The 18,788-nt window shown below is 72.5% G+C and carries 16 protein-coding genes; 8 read left to right on the top strand and 8 right to left on the bottom strand.

The genetic code is table 11. The annotated features are described in order from the left end of the window. Nucleotides 1–29: 29 nt before the first annotated feature. The 3 genes from C1J01_RS32730 to C1J01_RS32720 all read right to left on the bottom strand — a co-directional run bounded on the left by C1J01_RS32730 (nt 30) and on the right by C1J01_RS32720 (nt 2,238). Complete coding sequence (locus C1J01_RS32730; RefSeq protein WP_181449084.1) at nt 30–1,199, bottom strand: MFS transporter; 1,170 nt, start codon at nt 1,197–1,199, stop codon at nt 30–32. A gap of 78 nt (nt 1,200–1,277) precedes the next feature. Continuing rightward, on the bottom strand, nt 1,278–1,691 hold the full coding sequence (locus C1J01_RS32725) for a pyridoxamine 5'-phosphate oxidase family protein (RefSeq protein WP_111182831.1): 414 nt from the start codon (nt 1,689–1,691) through the stop codon (nt 1,278–1,280). Between the two features lie 70 nt (nt 1,692–1,761). Next, nucleotides 1,762–2,238: a hypothetical protein gene (locus C1J01_RS32720; RefSeq protein WP_220040212.1), complete on the bottom strand. Its 477-nt coding sequence runs from the start codon at nt 2,236–2,238 to the stop codon at nt 1,762–1,764. 173 nt (nt 2,239–2,411) lie between these two features. On the opposite strand from C1J01_RS32720, the gene C1J01_RS32715 reads away from it, so the two are divergent. From C1J01_RS32715 to C1J01_RS32685, 7 genes are all read left to right on the top strand, one after another. Then, nucleotides 2,412–3,158, top strand: coding sequence for an SAM-dependent methyltransferase (locus tag C1J01_RS32715; protein WP_111182830.1), 747 nt, complete (start codon nt 2,412–2,414; stop codon nt 3,156–3,158). Nucleotides 3,159–3,341: 183 nt separating this feature from the next. Then, complete coding sequence (locus tag C1J01_RS32710) at nt 3,342–3,602, top strand: SAV_915 family protein (RefSeq protein ID WP_111182829.1); 261 nt, start codon at nt 3,342–3,344, stop codon at nt 3,600–3,602. A gap of 137 nt (nt 3,603–3,739) precedes the next feature. Next, nucleotides 3,740–5,650, top strand: coding sequence for an APC family permease (locus C1J01_RS32705; RefSeq protein WP_111182834.1), 1,911 nt, complete (start codon nt 3,740–3,742; stop codon nt 5,648–5,650). Between the two features lie 189 nt (nt 5,651–5,839). Then, nucleotides 5,840–8,383 carry a sensor histidine kinase gene (locus tag C1J01_RS32700; protein ID WP_111182828.1) on the top strand — a complete coding sequence of 848 codons (2,544 nt, stop codon included), beginning with the start codon at nt 5,840–5,842 and terminating at the stop codon, nt 8,381–8,383. Then, nucleotides 8,380–9,048, top strand: coding sequence for a response regulator (locus tag C1J01_RS32695; protein WP_111182827.1), 669 nt, complete (start codon nt 8,380–8,382; stop codon nt 9,046–9,048). Before C1J01_RS32700 ends, C1J01_RS32695 begins: the two co-directional genes overlap by 4 nt. Nucleotides 9,049–9,194: 146 nt before the next feature. After that, complete coding sequence (locus tag C1J01_RS32690; protein WP_111182826.1) at nt 9,195–10,985, top strand: APC family permease; 1,791 nt, start codon at nt 9,195–9,197, stop codon at nt 10,983–10,985. A 42-nt stretch (nt 10,986–11,027) separates the two neighbouring features. Beyond that, entirely contained in the window at nt 11,028–11,771 is a 744-nt protein-coding gene (locus tag C1J01_RS32685; RefSeq protein WP_235854824.1) for a methyltransferase domain-containing protein, read from the top strand. Between the two features lie 4 nt (nt 11,772–11,775). Here the strand turns inward: C1J01_RS32685 and C1J01_RS32680 are convergent, their stop codons facing one another. Together C1J01_RS32680 and C1J01_RS32675 are read right to left on the bottom strand one after the other, a co-directional pair. Further along, nucleotides 11,776–13,380, bottom strand: coding sequence for an ABC-F family ATP-binding cassette domain-containing protein (locus tag C1J01_RS32680; protein WP_111182824.1), 1,605 nt, complete (start codon nt 13,378–13,380; stop codon nt 11,776–11,778). 224 nt (nt 13,381–13,604) lie between these two features. Next, entirely contained in the window at nt 13,605–14,171 is a 567-nt protein-coding gene (locus C1J01_RS32675; protein WP_181449083.1) for a TetR/AcrR family transcriptional regulator, read from the bottom strand. An 85-nt stretch (nt 14,172–14,256) separates the two neighbouring features. Between C1J01_RS32675 and C1J01_RS32670 the strand changes: the two genes are divergently transcribed. After that, nucleotides 14,257–15,513, top strand: coding sequence for an alpha/beta hydrolase family protein (locus C1J01_RS32670; RefSeq protein ID WP_146615807.1), 1,257 nt, complete (start codon nt 14,257–14,259; stop codon nt 15,511–15,513). 4 nt (nt 15,514–15,517) lie between these two features. On the opposite strand, the gene C1J01_RS32665 is transcribed toward C1J01_RS32670, so the two are convergent. The 3 genes from C1J01_RS32665 to C1J01_RS32655 form a co-directional block, all read right to left on the bottom strand. Then, nucleotides 15,518–16,294, bottom strand: a complete 777-nt coding sequence (locus C1J01_RS32665; protein WP_235854823.1) for a glycerophosphodiester phosphodiesterase family protein — start codon at nt 16,292–16,294, stop codon at nt 15,518–15,520. A gap of 77 nt (nt 16,295–16,371) precedes the next feature. Continuing rightward, entirely contained in the window at nt 16,372–17,703 is a 1,332-nt protein-coding gene (locus tag C1J01_RS32660) for a lipase/acyltransferase domain-containing protein (protein WP_111182821.1), read from the bottom strand. Nucleotides 17,704–17,880: 177 nt separating this feature from the next. Beyond that, a complete protein-coding gene (locus C1J01_RS32655; RefSeq protein WP_111182820.1) occupies nt 17,881–18,612 on the bottom strand; it encodes a hypothetical protein in 732 nt (243 codons plus the stop codon). Between the last annotated feature and the right edge of the window lie 176 nt (nt 18,613–18,788).

Genomic DNA, 18,788 nt, shown 5'->3' with positions numbered 1-18,788 from the left:
GGGGTGGGACGCCCGGGGCGAGGGCCGGATCAGTCCTTGTTGTCGGCGATGGCGGTGGCCGACCAGGCGGCGATGCCCAGGGTGGCGCCGGTCAGGGCCAGGACGCCGGAGGCGCCGCCGACCGTGGCGGCGGCGCCGGACAGGACCGGGATCAGCGACTGGCCGAGCCGGTTGCCCGCGATCCGCAACGACAGGACCGTCCCCCGGGTGCCCGGGGGCGCCAGCGCGGCGACCCAGCCCATCGTGATCGGCTGGCAGACGCCGGCCGCGAACCCGTACACGGAGGTCAGGACGATGAGCACGGCGGCGGGGAACGGCGGCGTCAGGCCGAGCAGCGCGAGCCCGGACACCCCGCAGGCCGCCACGGTGAGCCGCCTGCGGCCGAGCAGCCGGACGAGACCGGCGAGGTTGACGCGCGACAACATCTGGGCGGCCGCCCGCGCCGCGAGCATCGCCGTCACCCAGCCGGGCGCGATCCCGCGCTCGTGCGCCAGCACCGGCAGGTATGCCAGCGTCACGTCGATGGAGGCCAGGATGAGCGCCCCGACCAGCATCGCCCGGTACATCCCCGGAATGGCCAGCAGCCGCCGCGCCGGCCACCGGTGGCGGGCGTCCGGCGCCTGCGAGGCGCGGTGGCGGCTGCCGAACCCGAACGAGACCGCCAGGATCACCACGCTCGCCGCCCCGCACACCGCGGCGATCGGCACCAGCGGCGGCGCCTGACTCCCCGGCGCGGGCGGGACCAGCAGGAGCAGCGGTCCCACCCCCTGCCCGAGCGAGGTGATGAACGTGTAGCCGCCGAAGGCCGCGTCCAGGCCGCCGGGACGTGCCCGCCCGGCCACCGCCGACTGCTCGCCGACCATCGAGAAGACGATGCCGACACCGAGCAGCGCGGTCGCGATGACCAGCATCGCCAGGCTCCGCGAGCCGAGGCTCGCCACCACCGCCGACGCCGTCAGCGCGACCCCGCCGATCACCAGGCCGGGCCGTTCGCCCAGCCGGTCGACCAGCCGCCCGGTCATCACCGCGAGCACCAGCGGCGGGACCGCGAACATCGCCGCCACCACGGCCACCCACGCGGGCCCGTACCCGAGGTCCAGCACCGCGTACGACAACGAAGGCCGCAGGCCGTAGCTGACCGCCTGCACCAGGATGGCGTGGACCGCCAGCAGCGGCCAGAAGGCCCGCCCGCCCGTCACGCCTTCCCCTCCCGTCCGCGCCGGCCGTCCGCCGCGCGGAAGCCGTAGGCGATCGTACGGCAGTGCGCTCCGGCCGGATCAGGACGGGTCGCCGGTCACCTCGAACCCGGTGACGTGCTCGGGCCGGATGCGCAGCACGAGGGCCGTCTTCTCACCCGTCCAGCTCTGCGGGCCGCCGGCGTCGGGCACGAGCGCGGCCGTGCCGGTCACCATGACGTTCCAGCCGAGATGGGTGGCCGGATCGACCATGTCGGCCTGGTAGACGACCATGGACGTCCCCCGCGGCCGCAGCACGGCCTCGATCTCGGGCTCGTACCCGGTGCGGACCACGATGTGGCCGTCGGTCATGACGTGGCTGACGAGGCGGATCGCCGGCATGGCACGGCTGATGAACACGATGCGCCCCAGCCCGACGTTGCCGAGCAGCCGGAGGGATTCCTCCCTGGAGAGTTCCGTGAGCGCGCGGGGGCGCGCGTCGATGTCGTACGTCATGGCGGCGAGCCTTCCGCGGCGGACGTCCTCGCAGGTAGGGGCCAAAGTCCCAACCTGCGAGGACGTGCGGTCACGAACCGGCGTGCGCCCTGAACCGTTCGTGGGCGGACTGCTTGGAGACGCCCATCGCCTCACCGACCTCGGCCCAGGAGGCGCCGTTCCGCCGGGCGGCGGCGACGGCCTGGTCGAGCAGGGTGCGCTGCCAGTTCTCCACCTGGGACAGCAGGGTGAGGGCGGCGAGGGGACGCTCGGCGGTGAGGCCCACGATCTGCCGGCAGAGCAGCTCGGACTTCGTGACCAGCCAGCTCGGCGGCGCCGCCATGGACAGGGGGCCGGCGTGCCGGCTCCACCACCGGTACTCCGCCTCCTTCACCCCTTCCGGCGTGGCCGGGTAGCGCCGACGGTCGGTCCAGCCGCAGGAGCACGTGGCCTGGTAGCCGACGAAATCCTTGGTGAAGGAGCTGGAGGAGGGGGCGAGCTCGCCACCGGGGAGCACGGGCGCCACGAAGCCCTCGTGGCCGGGAATGTCTGGCGACTTCAACGTCATGTTCGTCAGGATATCCTGACGATTTCTCGAGCGCGCACAGATAATCGGTTGTGGGGCGGGTGCGGGGCGTCCTAGGGTCGCGGGGGATCACTCGTGACGGAGGAGTTGCTTTATGCGTGTCGATGACGTTCGCCGCCTGTTCAGCCCGTCATCCCACGTAAGGACTCACTTCCTTGGACCTGTCACGTAGTTTCACGATCCGCGAGAGCAGCCACCGGATCATCAACCCGCTCACTCCGGAGAAGCTCGCCACGCTGGGCGCGGCGATCCGGCTGCGTCCGGGCGTCTCCCTGCTCGACCTGTGCTGCGGCAAGGGCGAGATGCTGGCGACCTGGGCCCGCGACCACGGCGTCACCGGCACCGGCGTCGACATCAGCACGGTCTTCCTGGCCGCCGCCCGCGAACGGGTCGCCGAGCTGGGCGTCGTCGACCGGGTGACGTTCGTGCACGGCGACGCCGCCGCCCACGTCGCCGCCGAGCCCGTGGACGTCGCGGCGTGCGTCGGGGCCACCTGGATCGGCCAGGGCACCGCCGGTACCGTCGCGCTGCTCGAACGCAGCGTGCGCCCGGGCGGCATGCTGCTGGTCGGTGAGTGCTTCTGGCGCGCCGAGCCGCCCGGCCAGGAGGCCGTAGAAGCCTGTCACGCCCGCTCGCGTGACGACTTCGAGACCCTGCCGGGGCTCGTCCGGCTCTTCGACGATCTGGGCTACGACGTGGTCGAGATGGTCCTGGCCGACGAGGACAGCTGGGACCGTTACGTCGCCGCCCACTGGCTCAACCTCCGCACCTGGCTCGACGCCAACCCCGATGACGAGCTCGCCCCCGAGTTCCGCGCGGAGTTGTCACGTGAGCCGCTGCTCTACACCACGTACCAGCGGCACCTGCTCGGCTGGGGTGTGTTCGCGCTCATGAAGCGCTGAGCCACGCCGGGCCCGCGCGCGTGCGCGGGCCCGGCGACCTCCCAAAGCGGCCGTCAAAGCAGGACCCGTCAAAGCGGCGTCAGGATTTCCGGGGCGGGCGTCTCGATCGCGTACAGATGCCCCGGCGTGATCCGGAAACGGGTCTAGCGTCTGCTTTGTACCCCTTTTGGAGGAAGGAAGCAGATGTCCGAGCCTCGATTGTTCGTCCCCGTCCGCGCCGGCGGATGCGCCCTGACGCTGCGGTTGTTCCGCACCGCGTCGGGCAAGCGGGCGGCCGTGGCCTTCTCCTCGCCGCTCAAGCTCGCGAAGGTGCTCGGGCCGGACCAGCGGTGGGTGCTGCTCACCGCCCCCGCTCTGCGGGGGATGGTCGCCGACCTCGACGTCTCCATCACGATCATCGACCCCGCCGGCACGATGTCCCAGCCGGTGACACAGGTGGCGTGACGCACTCCCCGGCCGCCCTGAACCCGTACATACGCCTCCATACGCGTTCTTGACGCCCCTGCAGCCTCGAACACCGCATATCGGTCAGTAAGGTGCGATGCGTATTTACGGGCTCTTGACGGGGACGGGTGACCGGGATGGTGCTGGCGAAACGGCCGGCCGCTACGGAGGGGACGCTGCAGTCGTGGCTGCTGCAGGGTCTGCAGACCGACCGTAGCCAGATCGAGCACGGCCCCCACGTCAAGCACCCGTGGTGGCGGGTGATGTGCCTGACCGGCGTGGACTACTTCTCCACGCTCGGCTACCAGCCCGGCATCGCGGCCCTCGCCGCCGGCCTGCTCGCGCCGCTGGCCACCCTCTTCCTGGTCGCGCTCACGCTGCTCGGCGCGCTGCCGGTCTACCGCCGCGTCGCCGCCGAGAGCCCGTACGGGCAGGGCTCGATCGCGATGCTGGAGAAGCTCGCCCCGCAGTGGTGGGGCAAGTTCTTCGTGCTGGCGCTGCTCGGGTTCGCGGCCACCGACTTCGTCATCACGATGACGCTGTCGGCGGCGGACGCGACCGCGCACATCCTGGAGAACCCGTTCGTACCCGGGTTCCTGTCCGGGCAGCGGGTGCTCGTCACGCTGGTGCTGCTGGCGGCGCTCGGCGGGGTGTTCCTGATGGGCTTCACCGAGGCGATCGGCATCGCCGTCCTGCTCGTCTTCGTCTACCTCGGCCTGAACGCGATCGTCGTCGCCACCGCCTTCGTCCACGTGCTCCAGGCCCCGCAGGTCGTCGTGGACTGGCGGAACGCGCTCAGCCTCGACTTCGACAGCCCCATGGCCATGATCGGCCTGTCGCTGCTCGTCATGCCGAAGCTGGCGCTCGGCATGTCCGGGTTCGAGACGGGCGTGGCGGTGATGCCGGTGGTCAAGGGGGACGTGCGGCGGCGGATCGCGGGCACCAAGCGGTTGCTGACCGTCGCGGCGCTCATCATGAGCGTCTTCCTGATCTTCTCCAGCTTCGTCACGACCGTGCTCATCCCGCACGCCGAATTCGAGGAGGGCGGGAAGGCGAGCGGGCGGGCGCTGGCGTACCTGGCGCACGGCTACCTGGGGGACTGGTTCGGCACCGTCTACGACGTCTCCACGATCGCGATCCTCTGGTTCGCCGGGGCCTCGGCGATGGCCGGGCTGATCAACCTGGTGCCCCGCTACCTGCCCCGGTACGGCATGGCGCCGGAGTGGACGGGCGCCGTACGGCCGCTGGTGCTGGTGTTCTCGGCGATCGCGTTCGCCATCACGGTCATCTTCGACGCCGACGTGGACGCCCAGGGCGGCGCGTACGCCACCGGCGTGCTCGTCCTCATGCTCTCGGCCGCGGTCGCGGTGACCCTGTCGGCCAGGAAGAAGGGACAGCGCCGGGCGGCGGCCGGGTTCGCGCTGATCACGGCGGTGCTGGCGTACACGCTGGTGGACAACGTGATCGAGCGGCCGGACGGCGTGAAGATCGCCTCGTTCTTCATCGTGGCGATCGTCGTCACCTCGCTGCTGTCGCGCGCCACCCGCTCGACCGAGCTGCGGGTCACCGACGTGACCCTCGACCCGCTCGCCGAGCGGTTCGTCAACGACGCGTGCGGCGAGATCCACCTCATCGCCAACGAGCCCCACCAGCGCGACCAGGCCGAGTACACCGACAAGCTGCGCGAGCAGTGGATCAACCACCGGCTGCGCACCACCGAGCCGGTGCTGTTCGTCGAGGTGTCGGTGCCGGACGCCTCGGAGTTCGAGACGGAGCTGCAGGTCAAGGGGGAGGAGCGCTTCGGCCACCGGATCCTCACCATCGAGAGCTCGGCCGTGCCGAACTCGCTGGCCGCCCTGCTGCTCTTCCTGCGCGACCGCACCGGCTCGGTGCCGCACATCTACTTCCACTGGACCGAGGGCAACCCGGTCGTCGCGATGCTGCGCTACCTGGTCTTCGGCGGCGGCGACGTGCCGCCGCTGACCCGGGAGGTGCTGCGCCAGGCGGAGCCCGACCTGGAACGCCGGCCGCACGTCCACGTCGGCTGACGGCGTACGGATCGCGTCAAGAAACGGCGCGTGGCCGTAGGGATGCCGTCAAGAACGGAAAATGGCCCGTATTTCGGCGTTTTCCTTGGTCTGGTGCCGCTCGTTCCGGGGGGGCCGACCGAATCAGAGGAGTGGAGATGGCCGACGTCTTCGCCGCCCTGACCGTCGTACGACTCGACGGGGCCTGAGGTGCGGGGACGGCTGCGGGTGTACCTCGGCGCGGCGCCCGGGGTGGGCAAGACGTACAGGATGCTGGAGGAGGCCCGCCGCGCGTGCGAGCGCGGCCGGGACGTGGTCGTGGGCCTCGTCGAGACGCACGGCCGCCCGCGTACGGAAGCGCTGCTGGAGGGCATGGAGGTCGTCCCGCGCAGGACGCTCGTGCACCGCGGGGCCACGTTCACCGAGCTCGACGTCGAGGCGGTCATCGCGCGGCGGCCGGCGGTGGCGCTGGTCGACGAGCTGGCCCACACCAACGTGCCCGGCTCCGAGCACGTCAAGCGCTGGCAGGACATCGACGACCTCCTCGACGCGGGGATCGACGTGGTCTCCACCGTCAACATCCAGCACCTGGAGTCGGTGAACGACGTCGTCCAGGAGATCACCGGCGTGCCCCAGCGCGAGACGGTGCCGGACGAGGTCGTTCGCCGCGCCGACCAGGTGGAGCTGGTGGACATGTCGCCGGAGGCGCTGCGCCGCCGCCTCGCGCACGGCAACGTCTACGCGCCGGAGAAGGTGGACGCGGCGCTGGCGAACTACTTCCGGGTCGGCAACCTCACCGCGTTGCGGGAGCTGGCGCTGCTGTGGGTGGCCGGGAAGGTGGACGAGCAGCTCGACCGCTACCGCGCCGACCACGGCATCGTCACGACCTGGGAGACCCGTGAACGCGTCGTCGTCGCCCTCACCGGCGGCCCGGAGGGCGACACGCTCGTCCGCCGCGCGGCGCGGATCGCGGCCCGCACCAAGGGCGCCGACCTGCTGGCCGTCCACGTGACCAGCGCCGACGGCCTGGCCGGCGCCGACCCCGCCAGCCTGTCCCGCCAGCGGGCGCTGGTGGAGAGCATGGGCGGCACCTATCACCAGGTCGTCGGCGACGACGTCCCGCGCGCGCTGCTGGACTTCGCCCGCGGTGTGAACGCCACCCAGCTGGTGCTCGGCGCGTCGCGGCGGGGCCGGTTCGCGCAGCTCTTCTCGCGGGGCGTCGGCGTGGAGACCATCGCCCGTTCCGGCTCGATCGACGTCCACATGATCACGCACGACGAGGTCAGGAAGGGACGGCGGCGCCCGGCGCGTACCCGCGCCGCGCTGACCCGCAAGCGCCGGGCGGCCGGCTGGGTGCTGGCGGTGGCCGGGATGCCGCTGCTGACCGCCGTGCTGGCGCAGTTCCGCGAGGTGGTGTCGCTGCCCAGCGAGATCCTCTTCTTCCTCTGCCTGACCGTCGGCGTCGCGCTGGCGGGCGGGATGTGGCCGGCCATCACCGCCGCCATCGGCGGGTCGATGTTGCTGAACTGGTTCTTCACGCCGCCGGTCGGCCGGTTCACGATCAACGATCCGGAGAACCTGTTCGCGCTGGTCGTGTTCGTCCTGGTGGCGGCGGCGGTGAGCACGATCGTGGACCTCGCCGCCCGCCGCACCAGGGAGGCCGCCCGCGCCGGGGCCGACGCCGAGCTGCTGTCCACGCTGGCCGGGCACGTGCTGCGCGGCGAGGCCGCCATGCCGTCCCTGCTGGAGCGGACGCGCGAGACGTTCGGGCTGACCTCGGTCACCCTGCTCGAACGCCGGCCCGAGGCCGGGCGCGCCCTCGACGACCAGTCCGACCCCGACGCCTGGCGCATCGTCGCCACCTCCGGCGGCACGCCCTCCACGTGCCCGGCCCAGTCGGACACCGACGTGCAGATCGACGACACCCTCGTGCTCGCCGCCCGCGGCCGGCTGCTGGACGCCGCCGACCGCGCGGTGCTGGAGGCGTTCGCCGCCGAGGCCGCCGTCGCCCTGCGGCAGGAACGCCTGCAGCAGGAGGCGGCCCGCGCCCAGCCGCTCGCGGAGGCCGACAAGATGCGCACCGCGCTGCTCGCCGCCGTCAGCCATGACCTGCGCACGCCGCTCGCCTCCGCCAAGGCCGCCGTCGAGAGCCTGGCCGCCACCGGCGTCGACTGGAGCGACCACGACCGCGCCGAGCTGCTGGACACCGCGGCGGAGTCGCTGGACAAGCTGGACCGGCTGGTGGCGAACCTGCTCGACATGAGCCGGCTGCAGGCCGGCGTGCTCGGCGTGACCCCGCAGCCGATCGCCCTGGAGGAGATCGTTCCGCGAGCCGTGGACGACCTCGGCCCGCCGCGCGACCGGATCGAGGGTGACATCTCCGTCGAACTTCCCGAGATCGCCGCCGATCCGGCCCTGCTCGAACGCGTCCTGGTCAACCTCATGGCGAACGCCGTCCGCTACAGCCCGCCCGACCGGCCGGTGCTCGTCACCGCCAGCCGCCACGGCGACCAGGTGGAGATCCGCGTCATCGACCGCGGCCCCGGCATCCCGTCCGAGGCCCACGACCGGGTCTTCCAGCCGTTCCAGCGGCTCGGCGACCGCGACAACCATTCGGGAGTCGGCCTCGGCCTCGCGCTCTCGCGCGGGCTCACGGAGGCCATGGGCGGCACGCTCGTACCGGAAGACACACCAGGGGGAGGTCTCACCATGATCCTGACACTGCCCATCGCCCTGAGCGGGGTGACCCGGTGACCCGCATCCTCGTCGTGGACGACGAACCCCAGATCCTGCGCGCGCTGCGCATCAACCTGGCCGCCCGTCACTACGAGGTGACCGTGGCCGCCGACGGCGCCGCGGCGCTGCGCGCCGCCGTGGACCACACGCCCGACCTGGTCATCCTCGACCTGGGGCTGCCCGACCTGGACGGGGTGGACGTCATCCACGGGCTGCGCGGCTGGACCAGCGTCCCGATCATCGTGCTGTCCGGCCGGGCCGGGAACCAGGACAAGATCGAGGCTCTGGACGCCGGCGCCGACGACTACGTCACCAAGCCGTTCGGCATCGACGAGCTGCTGGCCAGGGTGCGGGCCGTGACGCGGCGCGTCTCCATCCACGAGGCCGAGCTGGCGAACATCAAGATCGGCGACCACGTCGTGGACCTGACCGACAAGACGATCAGCGGCGACGTACGGCTGACGCCGACCGAGTGGCACATCCTGGAGCTGCTGCTGCGCCACCCGGGCAAGCTGATCAGCCAGCGTCAGATCCTCACCGAGGTGTGGGGCGCCAAGTTCGTCAAGGAGACCCATTACCTGCGCCAGTACATGGCCCAGCTGCGCCGCAAACTCGAACGCGATCCCGCCCACCCCGTCCACCTGATCACGGAACCGGGCATGGGCTACCGTTTCCGTCCCTGACCAGGCACAACGTCGACGGGAAAGGCGCGCCGTATATTTCGCGTAGCAATTTCCGCTTTATCCGTCAGGGATTCATATGAAGCCACATTTCGGCGGGTGTGGCGAGTCACGATGAGTGCGGAAATTCTCTTCAGGAGTATGCGGACATGACCATCGTGAAAACCCCCGTCCCGACCGAGGAACCCCCCGATACCGGCGAACGCCACCGGCTCTCGGTCCCGGGCGGGCTCGCCGCGCTCTCCCTGGACGCCATGGCCTCCGTGGCGTACGGACCCGAGGCGATCGTGCTCGTGCTGGCCCTCGCCGGCGGCGCCGGGCTCGGCTTCACCATCCCGGTCACCCTGGCCATCGCCGGCCTGCTCGTGGTGCTGACCGTCTCCTACCGGCAGGTCATCGCCGCCTTCCCCGAGGGCGGCGGCGCGTACGGCGTGGCCACCAGGCACCTGGGGCGGCGGGCGGGCCTGGTCGCGGGCGCCTCGCTGGTCATCGACTACGTGTTCAACGTCGCCGTCTCCGTGGCCGCCGGAGTCGCGGCGCTCACCTCCGCCTTCCCCGAGCTGCTGCCGTACACGGTGTGGCTCTGCCTGGGCGTGCTCGCGCTCGTGACGGGCGTCAACCTCAAGGGCATCGCGCACAGCGCCCGCGCCTTCATCGCGCCCACCGTCGTCTACGTCGCCGCGATCCTGCTCGTCGTCGTGGCCGGGCTGTTCCGGTCCGAAGCTGCCGTCCACGTCCAGCATCAGGTGGCGAGTCTGGAGACGGTCGGCGTCCTGCTGCTGCTCAAGGCCTTCGCGAACGGCTGCGCCGCGCTGACCGGCGTGGAGGCGATCGCCAACGCGGTGCCGTCGTTCAGACGTCCCCGCGTCCGGCGGGCGCAGCGGGCCGAGGTGGCGCTGGGCGCGCTGCTGGCCGTCATGCTGCTGGGCATCGCCGCGCTGATCGAGAAGTTCGCCATCGCCCCGGCCGACGGGGTGACCGTGCTCGCCCAGGTCACGCTGGCCTCGCTGGGCGACGGGCCGCTGTTCTACGTGGTCCAGTTCGCCACCGTGGTGCTGCTGGGGCTGGCGGCCAACACCTCGTTCGGCGGCCTGCCGGTGCTGGCGCGGCTGCTGGCCCGCGACAACAACCTGCCGCACCTGTTCGCGCTGCGCGCCGACCGGCAGGTGCACCGCTACGGCATCGCGTTCCTCGCCATCACCAGCGGCCTGCTGCTCGTCGTGTCGCGGGGCGAGATGAACCTGCTGGTGCCGCTCTTCGCGATCGGCGTCTTCGTCGGCTTCACCCTGTCGCAGGCCGGCATGGTCCGGCACTGGCTGACGGACCGGCCCGCCGGCTGGCGGTGGCGGGCCGCGCTCAACGGCTTCGGCACGCTGCTCACGTTCACCGCCGCGATCGTGGTGACGGCGACGAAGTTCGGCGAGGGCGGCTGGCTGATCGTGGTGGCGCTGCCGCTGCTGGTGGCGGCCATGGAGTGGGTCAACCGCCAGTACGCCCGTATCGGCCGGCGGCTCGAGATCGGCAAGACACCCATGCCGCCCAGGCCGCGCCGCTCGCTGGTGGTGGTGCCCGTGCAGACGGTCACCCGGCTGACCCGCGAGGCCCTGTCGGCCGCCCTGTCGCTGGGCGACCGGGTGGTGGCCGTCAACGTGACCCACCCCGGCGAGGAACCGCAGGCGCGCGCGTTCGCCGAGGACTGGGACCGCTGGGACCCCGGCGTGGAGCTCGTGCAGCTCTTCGACGCCCACCGGCGGCTGGACCGGCCGCTGCTGACCTTCCTGCGCGAGGCGGGGGAGCCGCACGTCTTCGTGCTCATCGCCGAGGTGGAGCCGGAGCACGCCTGGCAGCGGATGTTGCAGAACCAGCGCGGCGCCGTGCTGGCCAGGGCGCTGCGCCGGCACGCCGACGCGGTGGTGTGCCGGATGAGGTTCCGGGTCTGAGGGCTTGACCTCATGTCGACGTGAAGTCGCATGCTGGCTCGCATGTCCCCGACACCATCACTCGCCCGGCTGCTCGACGCGGCCGACGCCACGCCCGAGGCCACCGCGCTTCGGGCCCGTACGTACGACCTGCTCGCCCTCCCGGACGGCGCGGCCGTCGTGGACGTCGGCTGCGGCGCGGGCCGCGCGGTCGGCGAGCTGGCCGCGCGCGGCGCCCGCGCGATCGGCGTCGACCTCAGCGCCGAGATGATCGCCCTCGCCCGCAGCCGCGGCCCCGAACGCGACCTGCGGATCGGCGACGCCCGCGCGCTGCCGCTCGCCGACGGCGAGGTCGCCGGCTACCGCGCCGACAAGGTCCTCCACGAGCTGCCCGACCCCGCCGAGGCCCTGGAGGAGGCCCGGCGGGTGCTCGCCCCCGGAGGCAGGATCGTCCTGCTCCGCCAGGACTGGGACGGCTTCCTCATCGACTCCGCCGACCCCGTGCTCACCCGGACGATCGTGCACGCGCGCGCGGACGCCGTCACCAACCCGTGGGCCGCGCGCCGCTTCCGCAACCTGCTGCTCGACACCGGCTTCGCGGACGTCACGGCGGAGGCGCACACCAGCGTGCTCACCGGCGACGTGCTGCTGCCGATGCTCACCGGCCTCGCGGCCGGCGCCCGCGCGGCCGGCGCGATCTCCCCCGAGCAGGAGGCCGCGTGGGCCGCCGAGCAGCGCGAACGCGTCCGCGCCGGCCGCGCGTTCCTGGCCCTGCCGATGTTCGTGGCCGCGGCCCGCCGCCCCTGAACGGTCAGGACACCAGGCGGCCGTCGGCAAGCCGCAGCCGGCGCTCCACCCCGATCTCCGTCAGGAACCGCTCGTCATGGCTGACCACCACGAAGGCCCCCCGGTACGCCACCAGGGCGCTCTCCAGCTGGCCGACGCTGACCAGGTCGAGGTTGTTGGTGGGCTCGTCCAGCAGCAGGAGCTGCGGGGCGGGCTCGGCGCACAGGACGCAGGCGAGCGTGGCCCGCAGCAGCTCGCCGCCGGACAGCACCCCCACCGGCAGGTGGGCGCGCGAGCCGCGGAACAGGAAGCGGGCGAGCAGGTTCATCCGGTCGGCCTGGAGCATCCCCGGGGCGAAGGCCGCGAAGTTCTCCGCCACCGTGCGGTCGGGGTCGAGCAGGTCGAGCCGCTGCGACAGGTACGCCACCCGGCCCTCGGCCCGCCTGACCTGCCCGCCGTCCGGCTCCAGGTCGCCGCTGACCAGGCGCAGCAGGGTGGACTTGCCGGCGCCGTTGGGGCCGGTCAGCGCGATCCGCTCGGGCCCGCGGATCGTCAGATCGAGGCCGGGCTCGGCGAACAGGCCGCGCGCCCGCAGGCCCTCGCCGTGGAAGAGCGTGCGCCCGGCCGGGACGTCGGTGCCGGGCAGCTCCAGCACGAGCTTCTGGTCGTCGCGGAGCGCGCGCCCGGCCTCGTCGAGACGCGCCTGCGCGTCGCCGACCCGGGAGGCGTGCAACTGCCCGGCCCGGCCCGCCGACTCCTGGGCGCTGCGCTTCAGGCCGCCGGCCACGATCCGGGCCAGCCCGGCGTTCTTGAGGTTGCGGGCGGCGTTGCCGGCCCGGCGCTCGGCGCGCTCGCGGGCCTGCTGCATCTCCCGCTTCTCCCGCTTGAGCTCCTGCTCGGCGCTGCGCACGTTGCGCTCGGCGGCCTCCTGCTCGGCGCGCACGGCCTCCTCGTAGGCGGTGAAGTTCCCGCCGTACCAGCGCAGCTCGCCGCGGTGCAGCTCGGCGATGCGGTCCATGCGGTCGAGCAGCTCCCGGTCGTGGCTGACCAGCAGCAGGCAGCCGTTCCAGTCGCCGAGCACGGCGTACAGCCTGCGGCGCGCGTCGAGGTCGAGGTTGTTGGTGGGCTCGTCGAGCAGCAGCACGTCGGGCCGCTTGAGCAGCTGCGCGGCCAGCCCGAGCGAGACGACCTGGCCGCCGCTCAGCGTGCCCAGACGGCGCTCGAACGCGAGGTCGCCGAGGCCGAGCCGGTCGAGCTGGGCCCTGGTGCGCTCCTCGACGTCCCAGTCGTTGCCGATGACGGCGAAGTGCTCCTCGCTCGCGTCGCCGGACTCGATGGCGTCCAGCGCGGCGATCACCGGGGCGATCCCGAGCACCTCGGCCACGGTGAGATCGCCGGTCAGCGGCAGGGTCTGCGGCAGGTAGCCGAGCACACCGCCGACGGTGACGCTCCCGCCGGTGGGGGTGAGCTCACCGGCGATGAGCCGGAGCAGCGTGCTCTTGCCCGTGCCGTTCGGGGCGACGAGCCCGGTACGGCCGGGGCCGGCGGTGAAGGACAGGTCGCCGAAGACGGGGGTGTCGTCGGGCCAGGAGAAGGACAGGGCGGAGCAGACGACGGACGCGTCGGACATGGGAGAGACCTCGTGCGGGAAAGCGCGGGCGCGCCACGGGCGCCCGGCGGGCGGACAGGCAGGAGAGAACGACGACGACACGGCCACAGGCGGCGGCGCTGCGATGCGCACGCCGACGGCCGGTCAGGCTCCGGTATCACCCGGAGATGTCGTCGTCACCTGCCATGTCTGGTCTCCCTTGAACGGGGTCGCGAATTGCGCGGCACACAATAGCACAGATCGGCCTACGCCTGTCCCGTCAGCACGGTCAGCGCCTCGTCCACGTAGTCGAGCACCGGGCGTGTTCGGCCGTCGAGGTGCCACTGCTCCAGCGACCCGAAGTAGACGCCGAACCAGTACGCCCGCGCGGTGACGCGGGCCTTCGCCGGGCCCGCGCCCCGCTCCCGCAGCAGCGCGGTCAGCCGGTCGGCCTCGCGGTCGAGCGAGGCGTAGACGGCGGCCCGCACGGACGGCTCCTCCATGACGTAGCGCATGCCGCGCCAGGCCGTGTGGTCCTCGCCCTCGGGCGCGCCGATGAGCGCGATCACCCGTCTGAGGCTGCCCGGCAGGTCGTCGAGGTCGAGCTGGTCGGTGTAGAGGTCGACGCCGACCGCGGCGTACGGGTCCGCGGTGAACAGGCCCTCCTTGGTGCCGAAATAGCGGTAGAAGGTGCGCGGTGACACGCCCGAGGCGGCGGCGATCTCCTCGATCGTGACGCCGGAGTAGCCGCGCTGGTCGAACAGGTCGATCGCGGTGTCCATGATCCGGTGGATCGCGGACAGCCGGTTGCGTTGGCGAAGGGTCAGGGCCACGTGAGCAGCGTACTGCTGACGGCCGGCTACTTGTGACATGTACTGCCTTATTGACAGTTGCTGCCAGTTTGCTGACGATGGGTGCATGAGACCCATCGAGATCGTGCTCGTGGCCGCGGACCTGGTGGCATTCCTCGTGCTCGTGGCGCCCGTGCCGCGGCCGGCGCGGCACGCCGCGGCGCTCGCCGCGTCCGCCGCGGTGGCGCAGGTGCTCGCCGAGGGGGCGCGCTGGCCGATGGCCCCGGCGTACGCGCTGGCCGCCGTGCTCACCGCCGCCTGGCTGTGGCGGGGCGCCTTACGGGGGAGATGGGCGATCGCGGCCGGGCTCGCGGTGGCCGTGGCGCTGCCGCTGGTGCTGCCGGTCTTCCGTTTCCCGCGGCCCTCCGGCCCGTACGGGATCGGCACGCTGACCTACCACTGGACCGACGACCGCCCGGAGCTGCTCGGCCCCGACCCGGCGGCGCGGCGCGAGCTGATGGTGCAGATCTGGTATCCGGCCCGGCCCGATCCGTCGGCCCCGCGCGTCCGCTACGTCGAGGACCCGGCGGTGCTCGCGGCCGTGGCCGGGCTGGGGGGCACGCCGGAGCTCACCTTCCAGCACCTGCGTCACGTGACCACCAACGCCGTCGCCGCGGCCCCCGCCGTCCCCGGGCGGCACCCGGTGCTGCTCTTCCTGGAGGGCGCCTTGGGCTTCCGCCAGATGAACACCTTCCAGGTCGAGGAGCTGGTCTCGCAGCTGCACGGCCGGGCGTTCCCCGACGGCATGATCCCGCACCTCGCGCGGGACGTCCCGTTCGTGCTGGACCGGCTGGCCGCGCTCGACCGCTCCGACCGTGTGCTCGCCGGCCGGCTCGACCTGGGACGGGCCGGGGCGTTCGGCGTCTCGCTCGGCGGCATCGTCACCGGCCAGGCGTGCCGGCTCGAACCCCGGCTGCGCGCGTGCCTCATCATGGACGCCGCCCTGACCGCCGACGTGGTGCGCTCCGGCCTCGACCGGCCCACGCTCTGGCTCACCCGCGACGCCGCCACCATGCGCCGCGAGGGCTGGGACGACGCCGAGGTCGCCCAGCACCAGGACACCATGCGCGCCGTCCACGACCGGCTGCCCTCGGCCGGATACCTGGTGTTCGTGCCGGACGCCTACCACGGCGACTTCACCGACGTGCCGGCCTGGTCGCCGCTGGTGCGGCTGCTCGGCTTCGCCGGGCCCGTCGGCGCCGACCGCGCGCGGGCCGTGGTGAACGCGTACACGCTGGGGTTCTTCGACCGTCACCTGAAGGGCGTGCCCGCGCCCGCGCTCGACACCCCGCCCGACCCCGGCGTGCGCGTCGAGAGCCGGTGACCCCTTACGCGCACCTGCCGGACAGCCAGGCGCGGTAGTCCTTTGTGTAGTTCGTCATGACGCTCGGCGGGGCCTGGCCGAGCACGGACTGCCACTGGGCCGTGTTGCCGGTCCACGACGGAGGCGGCTCCTCCCAGGCGACGCTGTCGGTCCAGCGGGCGGCCGACCCCTTCAGCAGCCCCGGGTGGCGCTTGGCCAGCTCCCCCTGGATCCACGCGTCCTTGGAGTAGACCAGGATCCGCTGCGAGCCCTGGCGTTCCTTGATCGGGTCGGAGATCTCCCGCCAGCCGCTCGCCGCGTGCGCCGAGGTCGACAGGACCTTCTTGGCCTCCGGTTTGATCTCCAGCAGGGCGACCAGCCCGCGCGAGCGCACGTGGTCGAGCCACTGCCGCAGCGTGTAGACCCGTTCGCCCTGGTACGGGCCCCGCGCGATGCTCCGGTCCTGCAGGTTGTCGGACCCGGCGGCCCACCACAGGTCGGTGATCGCGCGGTTCACCCCGGTCAGGCCGTTGGTGGTGGTGTTGTGCCACATCACCGCCTTGGTGCCCTCCCTGGTCAGCTGGACGTCGCCCTCCACGCCGTCGGCGCCCCACGCCTTCTGGTCGTTCACGCCGCGCGGATGGTTCGGCTGGCGGATCTGGTCCCTGGTCCAGGGGTTCGCGCCCGTCGGGTAGCCGCCGTGCCCGAAGACGAGGGGGCAGGCGGCCTGCTGGGCGGTCGTGCCGGCCGGTGCGAGCGCGACCGCCGTGGTCACCGACACGAGAAGCAGCTTGACGGTCAACGCGGGACCCCGTCCTGATCAGGCGACGATGCGTGATCAGCGTAGGCGGGCCCTCAGCGATGATCAACCGCTTCCCGTCACGGGCACTGGCTGCGCGGCCGGGACAGATGCGTGAGCAGACGGTCGAGCACCGCGCGGTCGGAGGGAAGGGCGAAATGGTCGACGCCCGGGTTGTCGGTGAGCGTGAAACGGTGGCACGGCATCGCGCGCCAGACCTGGACGGCGTCGTTGGTGAGGTCCTCCTGGTTGCCGTCGCCGTCGCGCGTGATGAACGCGCCCTTGCCGACGACCTGGCCGGTGGTCAGGTCGCGCAGCCGCGCCCCGACGGGCGTCGGCAGGCCGGAGCCCTTCTCGGCGTACACGTCCACGCCCGGGAACGACTCCTTGTCGGCGAACTTCACGAAGCCGACGTAGTGGGCGGCGATCTGCCGGGCCGCCGGCAGGTTCGCGTCGGACAGCAGGCGGCGGTGGTCGCGCGGCGTGTAGGCGCGGCCCGCCGAGGCGTCGCGGACGACCACCTCGCGGTCGCCGAAGACCGCCGGGTCGGCGGCGCTCATGTACGACGAGGGCGCGCTCTGGTACATCCGCGCGCTGCTCACGGCGTTCCGTCTCGTCGTGGGGTAGCCGAAGTCCTGGATGTTCAGGCCGGTGAACAGCACCGGGTAGAGCACGCCCTGGCCGGGGAAGTTGCCGGCGATCGGGGTGAAGCCGTGGATGTACTTCTCGCGCCAGGCCGGCTTGGAGTGGGTGAGCAGGTACTGCGCGTACAGCGGGCCGTTGGAGTGGCCGACCAGATGCACCGGGCGGTCGCCGTTCTCGCGGTAGGTGTCCTCGATGAGCTTGCGGGTGCGGCGCAGGAACCCGCCCATGTCGGGAGTGAGCCGGGAATCATAGCCGGCGACCCGGATGTCCTTGTCGCGGACGTATCCGGCGGCCTCCAGGCGGCGGTACATCGGCTCGTAGAACGGCGCGCTCGCGGTGCGGCCGTACGCCATGATCCGGACGTCGACACCCTCCTGCTCGGAGAAGCGGCCGCGCATGGGCAGCGACGAGCCGGCGTCGTAGCGCAGGGTCAGCAGCCGGTCCTGGCAGACCTGGCTGAAGACGGCGCTCGGGCGGTCGTTGCGGTACCAGTCCTCGAACGTGCCCGAGCGCGGGCACCTCGGGAACGCCGTCTGGTCGCGTACGGTCACCCGCAGCTTCGTCAGGTGGAAGGCCGGAAAGAGCACGACCGGGGTGCGGTGCCGTGCCGTCGGGCTCGGGGACGGCGGCGGTGACTGTGTCAGGGCCTGGGCCTGTTCCTCGGCCTGTTCCTGAGCCTGGGACGGTGGTGTCGGGGACAGGGTCATGGCCAGCGGCAGCGGCAGCAGCGCCGCGAGCGTGCGGCGGATCCGGCTGGGTGCAGGCATGAGAAAACCCCCTCAGACCTCGTCAACTACCCGGCGTGTCGCAGCTTGCGGCGAAATGTCACCAAAATCTATACAAACCGGACGAAAGCCTCTAATCTGGGCATCGCTCCAGTGGGGGCCACCTGGAGCACCAAAGACGTCGCGTCCTGGCCGCACGCCCCCGGCGGCCGGGGCGCGTCAATCTCCGGGGTCGCACAGGCAGCAACGATCGAAGCGGAACGGCCGGTCGTGCGCCTCCCGCCAGATCCGGGCGCCGTGCGCGTCGGCGAGGTCGACGAAACGGGCGATCACCAGCGCCACGACCGCCGCCGCGCCGCTCCCGTACAACGCCGAGGCCGCGCCGTGGACGCGTGCCCCCGACCCGAACAGGTCGTCCACCAGCAGCACCCGCGCGTCGTCCACCCGGCCGCGCACCCGGAAGGCGGCACGGGCGACGGGCTCCAGCAGCAGCGGCCGGTAACGCGGGACGAGCGCGCCCACCTTCCCGACCACCCGCTGCATCAGGTCGAACGCCTCGATCGGCCGTTCGGCGCGGGTGTCGGGGATCGTGGCCACCACGGTGAACGGGCCGCCGGCGCGATCCTCGAGACAGGGGATGTGCGCGCGGAGGAAGCGGGCGACGGTGGCGGCCAGGAACGCCGCCCTGTCGCGCCTGCCCCCGGCGCCGGACGGATCGCGCTCGCGCACCAGCACGTCGTACAGCTGGGTGTCGCGTGCCGTCAGCGAGATCGGCACGACGTGGCCGGTGGAGGCGTGCCCGCCCCGCGCGGCCCGCCGGCACCCCGCGCAGGTCTCCTGCGGCGGGTCGGCCGGGCCGGTGCGGCAGATCGTGCACATGCCCGGCCCTGCCGCCGGCACCCGGACGTACAGCGGCAGGAACTCGCGGGTGAACGCCTCGGCGTCACCCATGATCAGAACGTGTGAGCAGGAGGAGGCACATCTACGAGAGTGGCCGCCCGCTTGGCCAGGTCGTCAGTGTCCTCGACGGCAGTCATGCCTCCCCACGTCCCCGTCGCCGCGACCCACTCCGCCGCCCGCCCCGGCACGAACACCTGCTTCCCGGTCGCCACCGCCCGCGCCACGTA

The sequence above is a fragment of the Nonomuraea aridisoli genome (assembly GCF_003236395.1).
Classification (GTDB): domain Bacteria; phylum Actinomycetota; class Actinomycetes; order Streptosporangiales; family Streptosporangiaceae; genus Nonomuraea; species Nonomuraea aridisoli.
The sequence above is the reverse complement of the archived record's forward strand: the minus strand, read 5'-3'. Positions and strand labels throughout refer to the sequence as shown.

What these genes read in the sequence shown, in the direction of transcription:
- C1J01_RS32655 (WP_111182820.1), bottom strand. Translation starts at nt 18,612, where the DNA reads ATGGGTGACGCCGAGGCGTTCACCCGCGAGTTCCTGCCGCTGTACGTC.
- C1J01_RS32725 (WP_111182831.1), bottom strand. Translation starts at nt 1,691, where the DNA reads ATGACGTACGACATCGACGCGCGCCCCCGCGCGCTCACGGAACTCTCC.
- C1J01_RS32660 (WP_111182821.1), bottom strand. Translation starts at nt 17,703, where the DNA reads ATGCCTGCACCCAGCCGGATCCGCCGCACGCTCGCGGCGCTGCTGCCG.
- C1J01_RS32685 (WP_235854824.1), top strand. Translation starts at nt 11,028, where the DNA reads ATGTCCCCGACACCATCACTCGCCCGGCTGCTCGACGCGGCCGACGCC.
- C1J01_RS32690 (WP_111182826.1), top strand. Translation starts at nt 9,195, where the DNA reads ATGACCATCGTGAAAACCCCCGTCCCGACCGAGGAACCCCCCGATACC.
- C1J01_RS32680 (WP_111182824.1), bottom strand. Translation starts at nt 13,380, where the DNA reads ATGTCCGACGCGTCCGTCGTCTGCTCCGCCCTGTCCTTCTCCTGGCCC.
- C1J01_RS32705 (WP_111182834.1), top strand. Translation starts at nt 3,740, where the DNA reads ATGGTGCTGGCGAAACGGCCGGCCGCTACGGAGGGGACGCTGCAGTCG.
- C1J01_RS32670 (WP_146615807.1), top strand. Translation starts at nt 14,257, where the DNA reads ATGAGACCCATCGAGATCGTGCTCGTGGCCGCGGACCTGGTGGCATTC.
- C1J01_RS32710 (WP_111182829.1), top strand. Translation starts at nt 3,342, where the DNA reads ATGTCCGAGCCTCGATTGTTCGTCCCCGTCCGCGCCGGCGGATGCGCC.
- C1J01_RS32720 (WP_220040212.1), bottom strand. Translation starts at nt 2,238, where the DNA reads ATGACGTTGAAGTCGCCAGACATTCCCGGCCACGAGGGCTTCGTGGCG.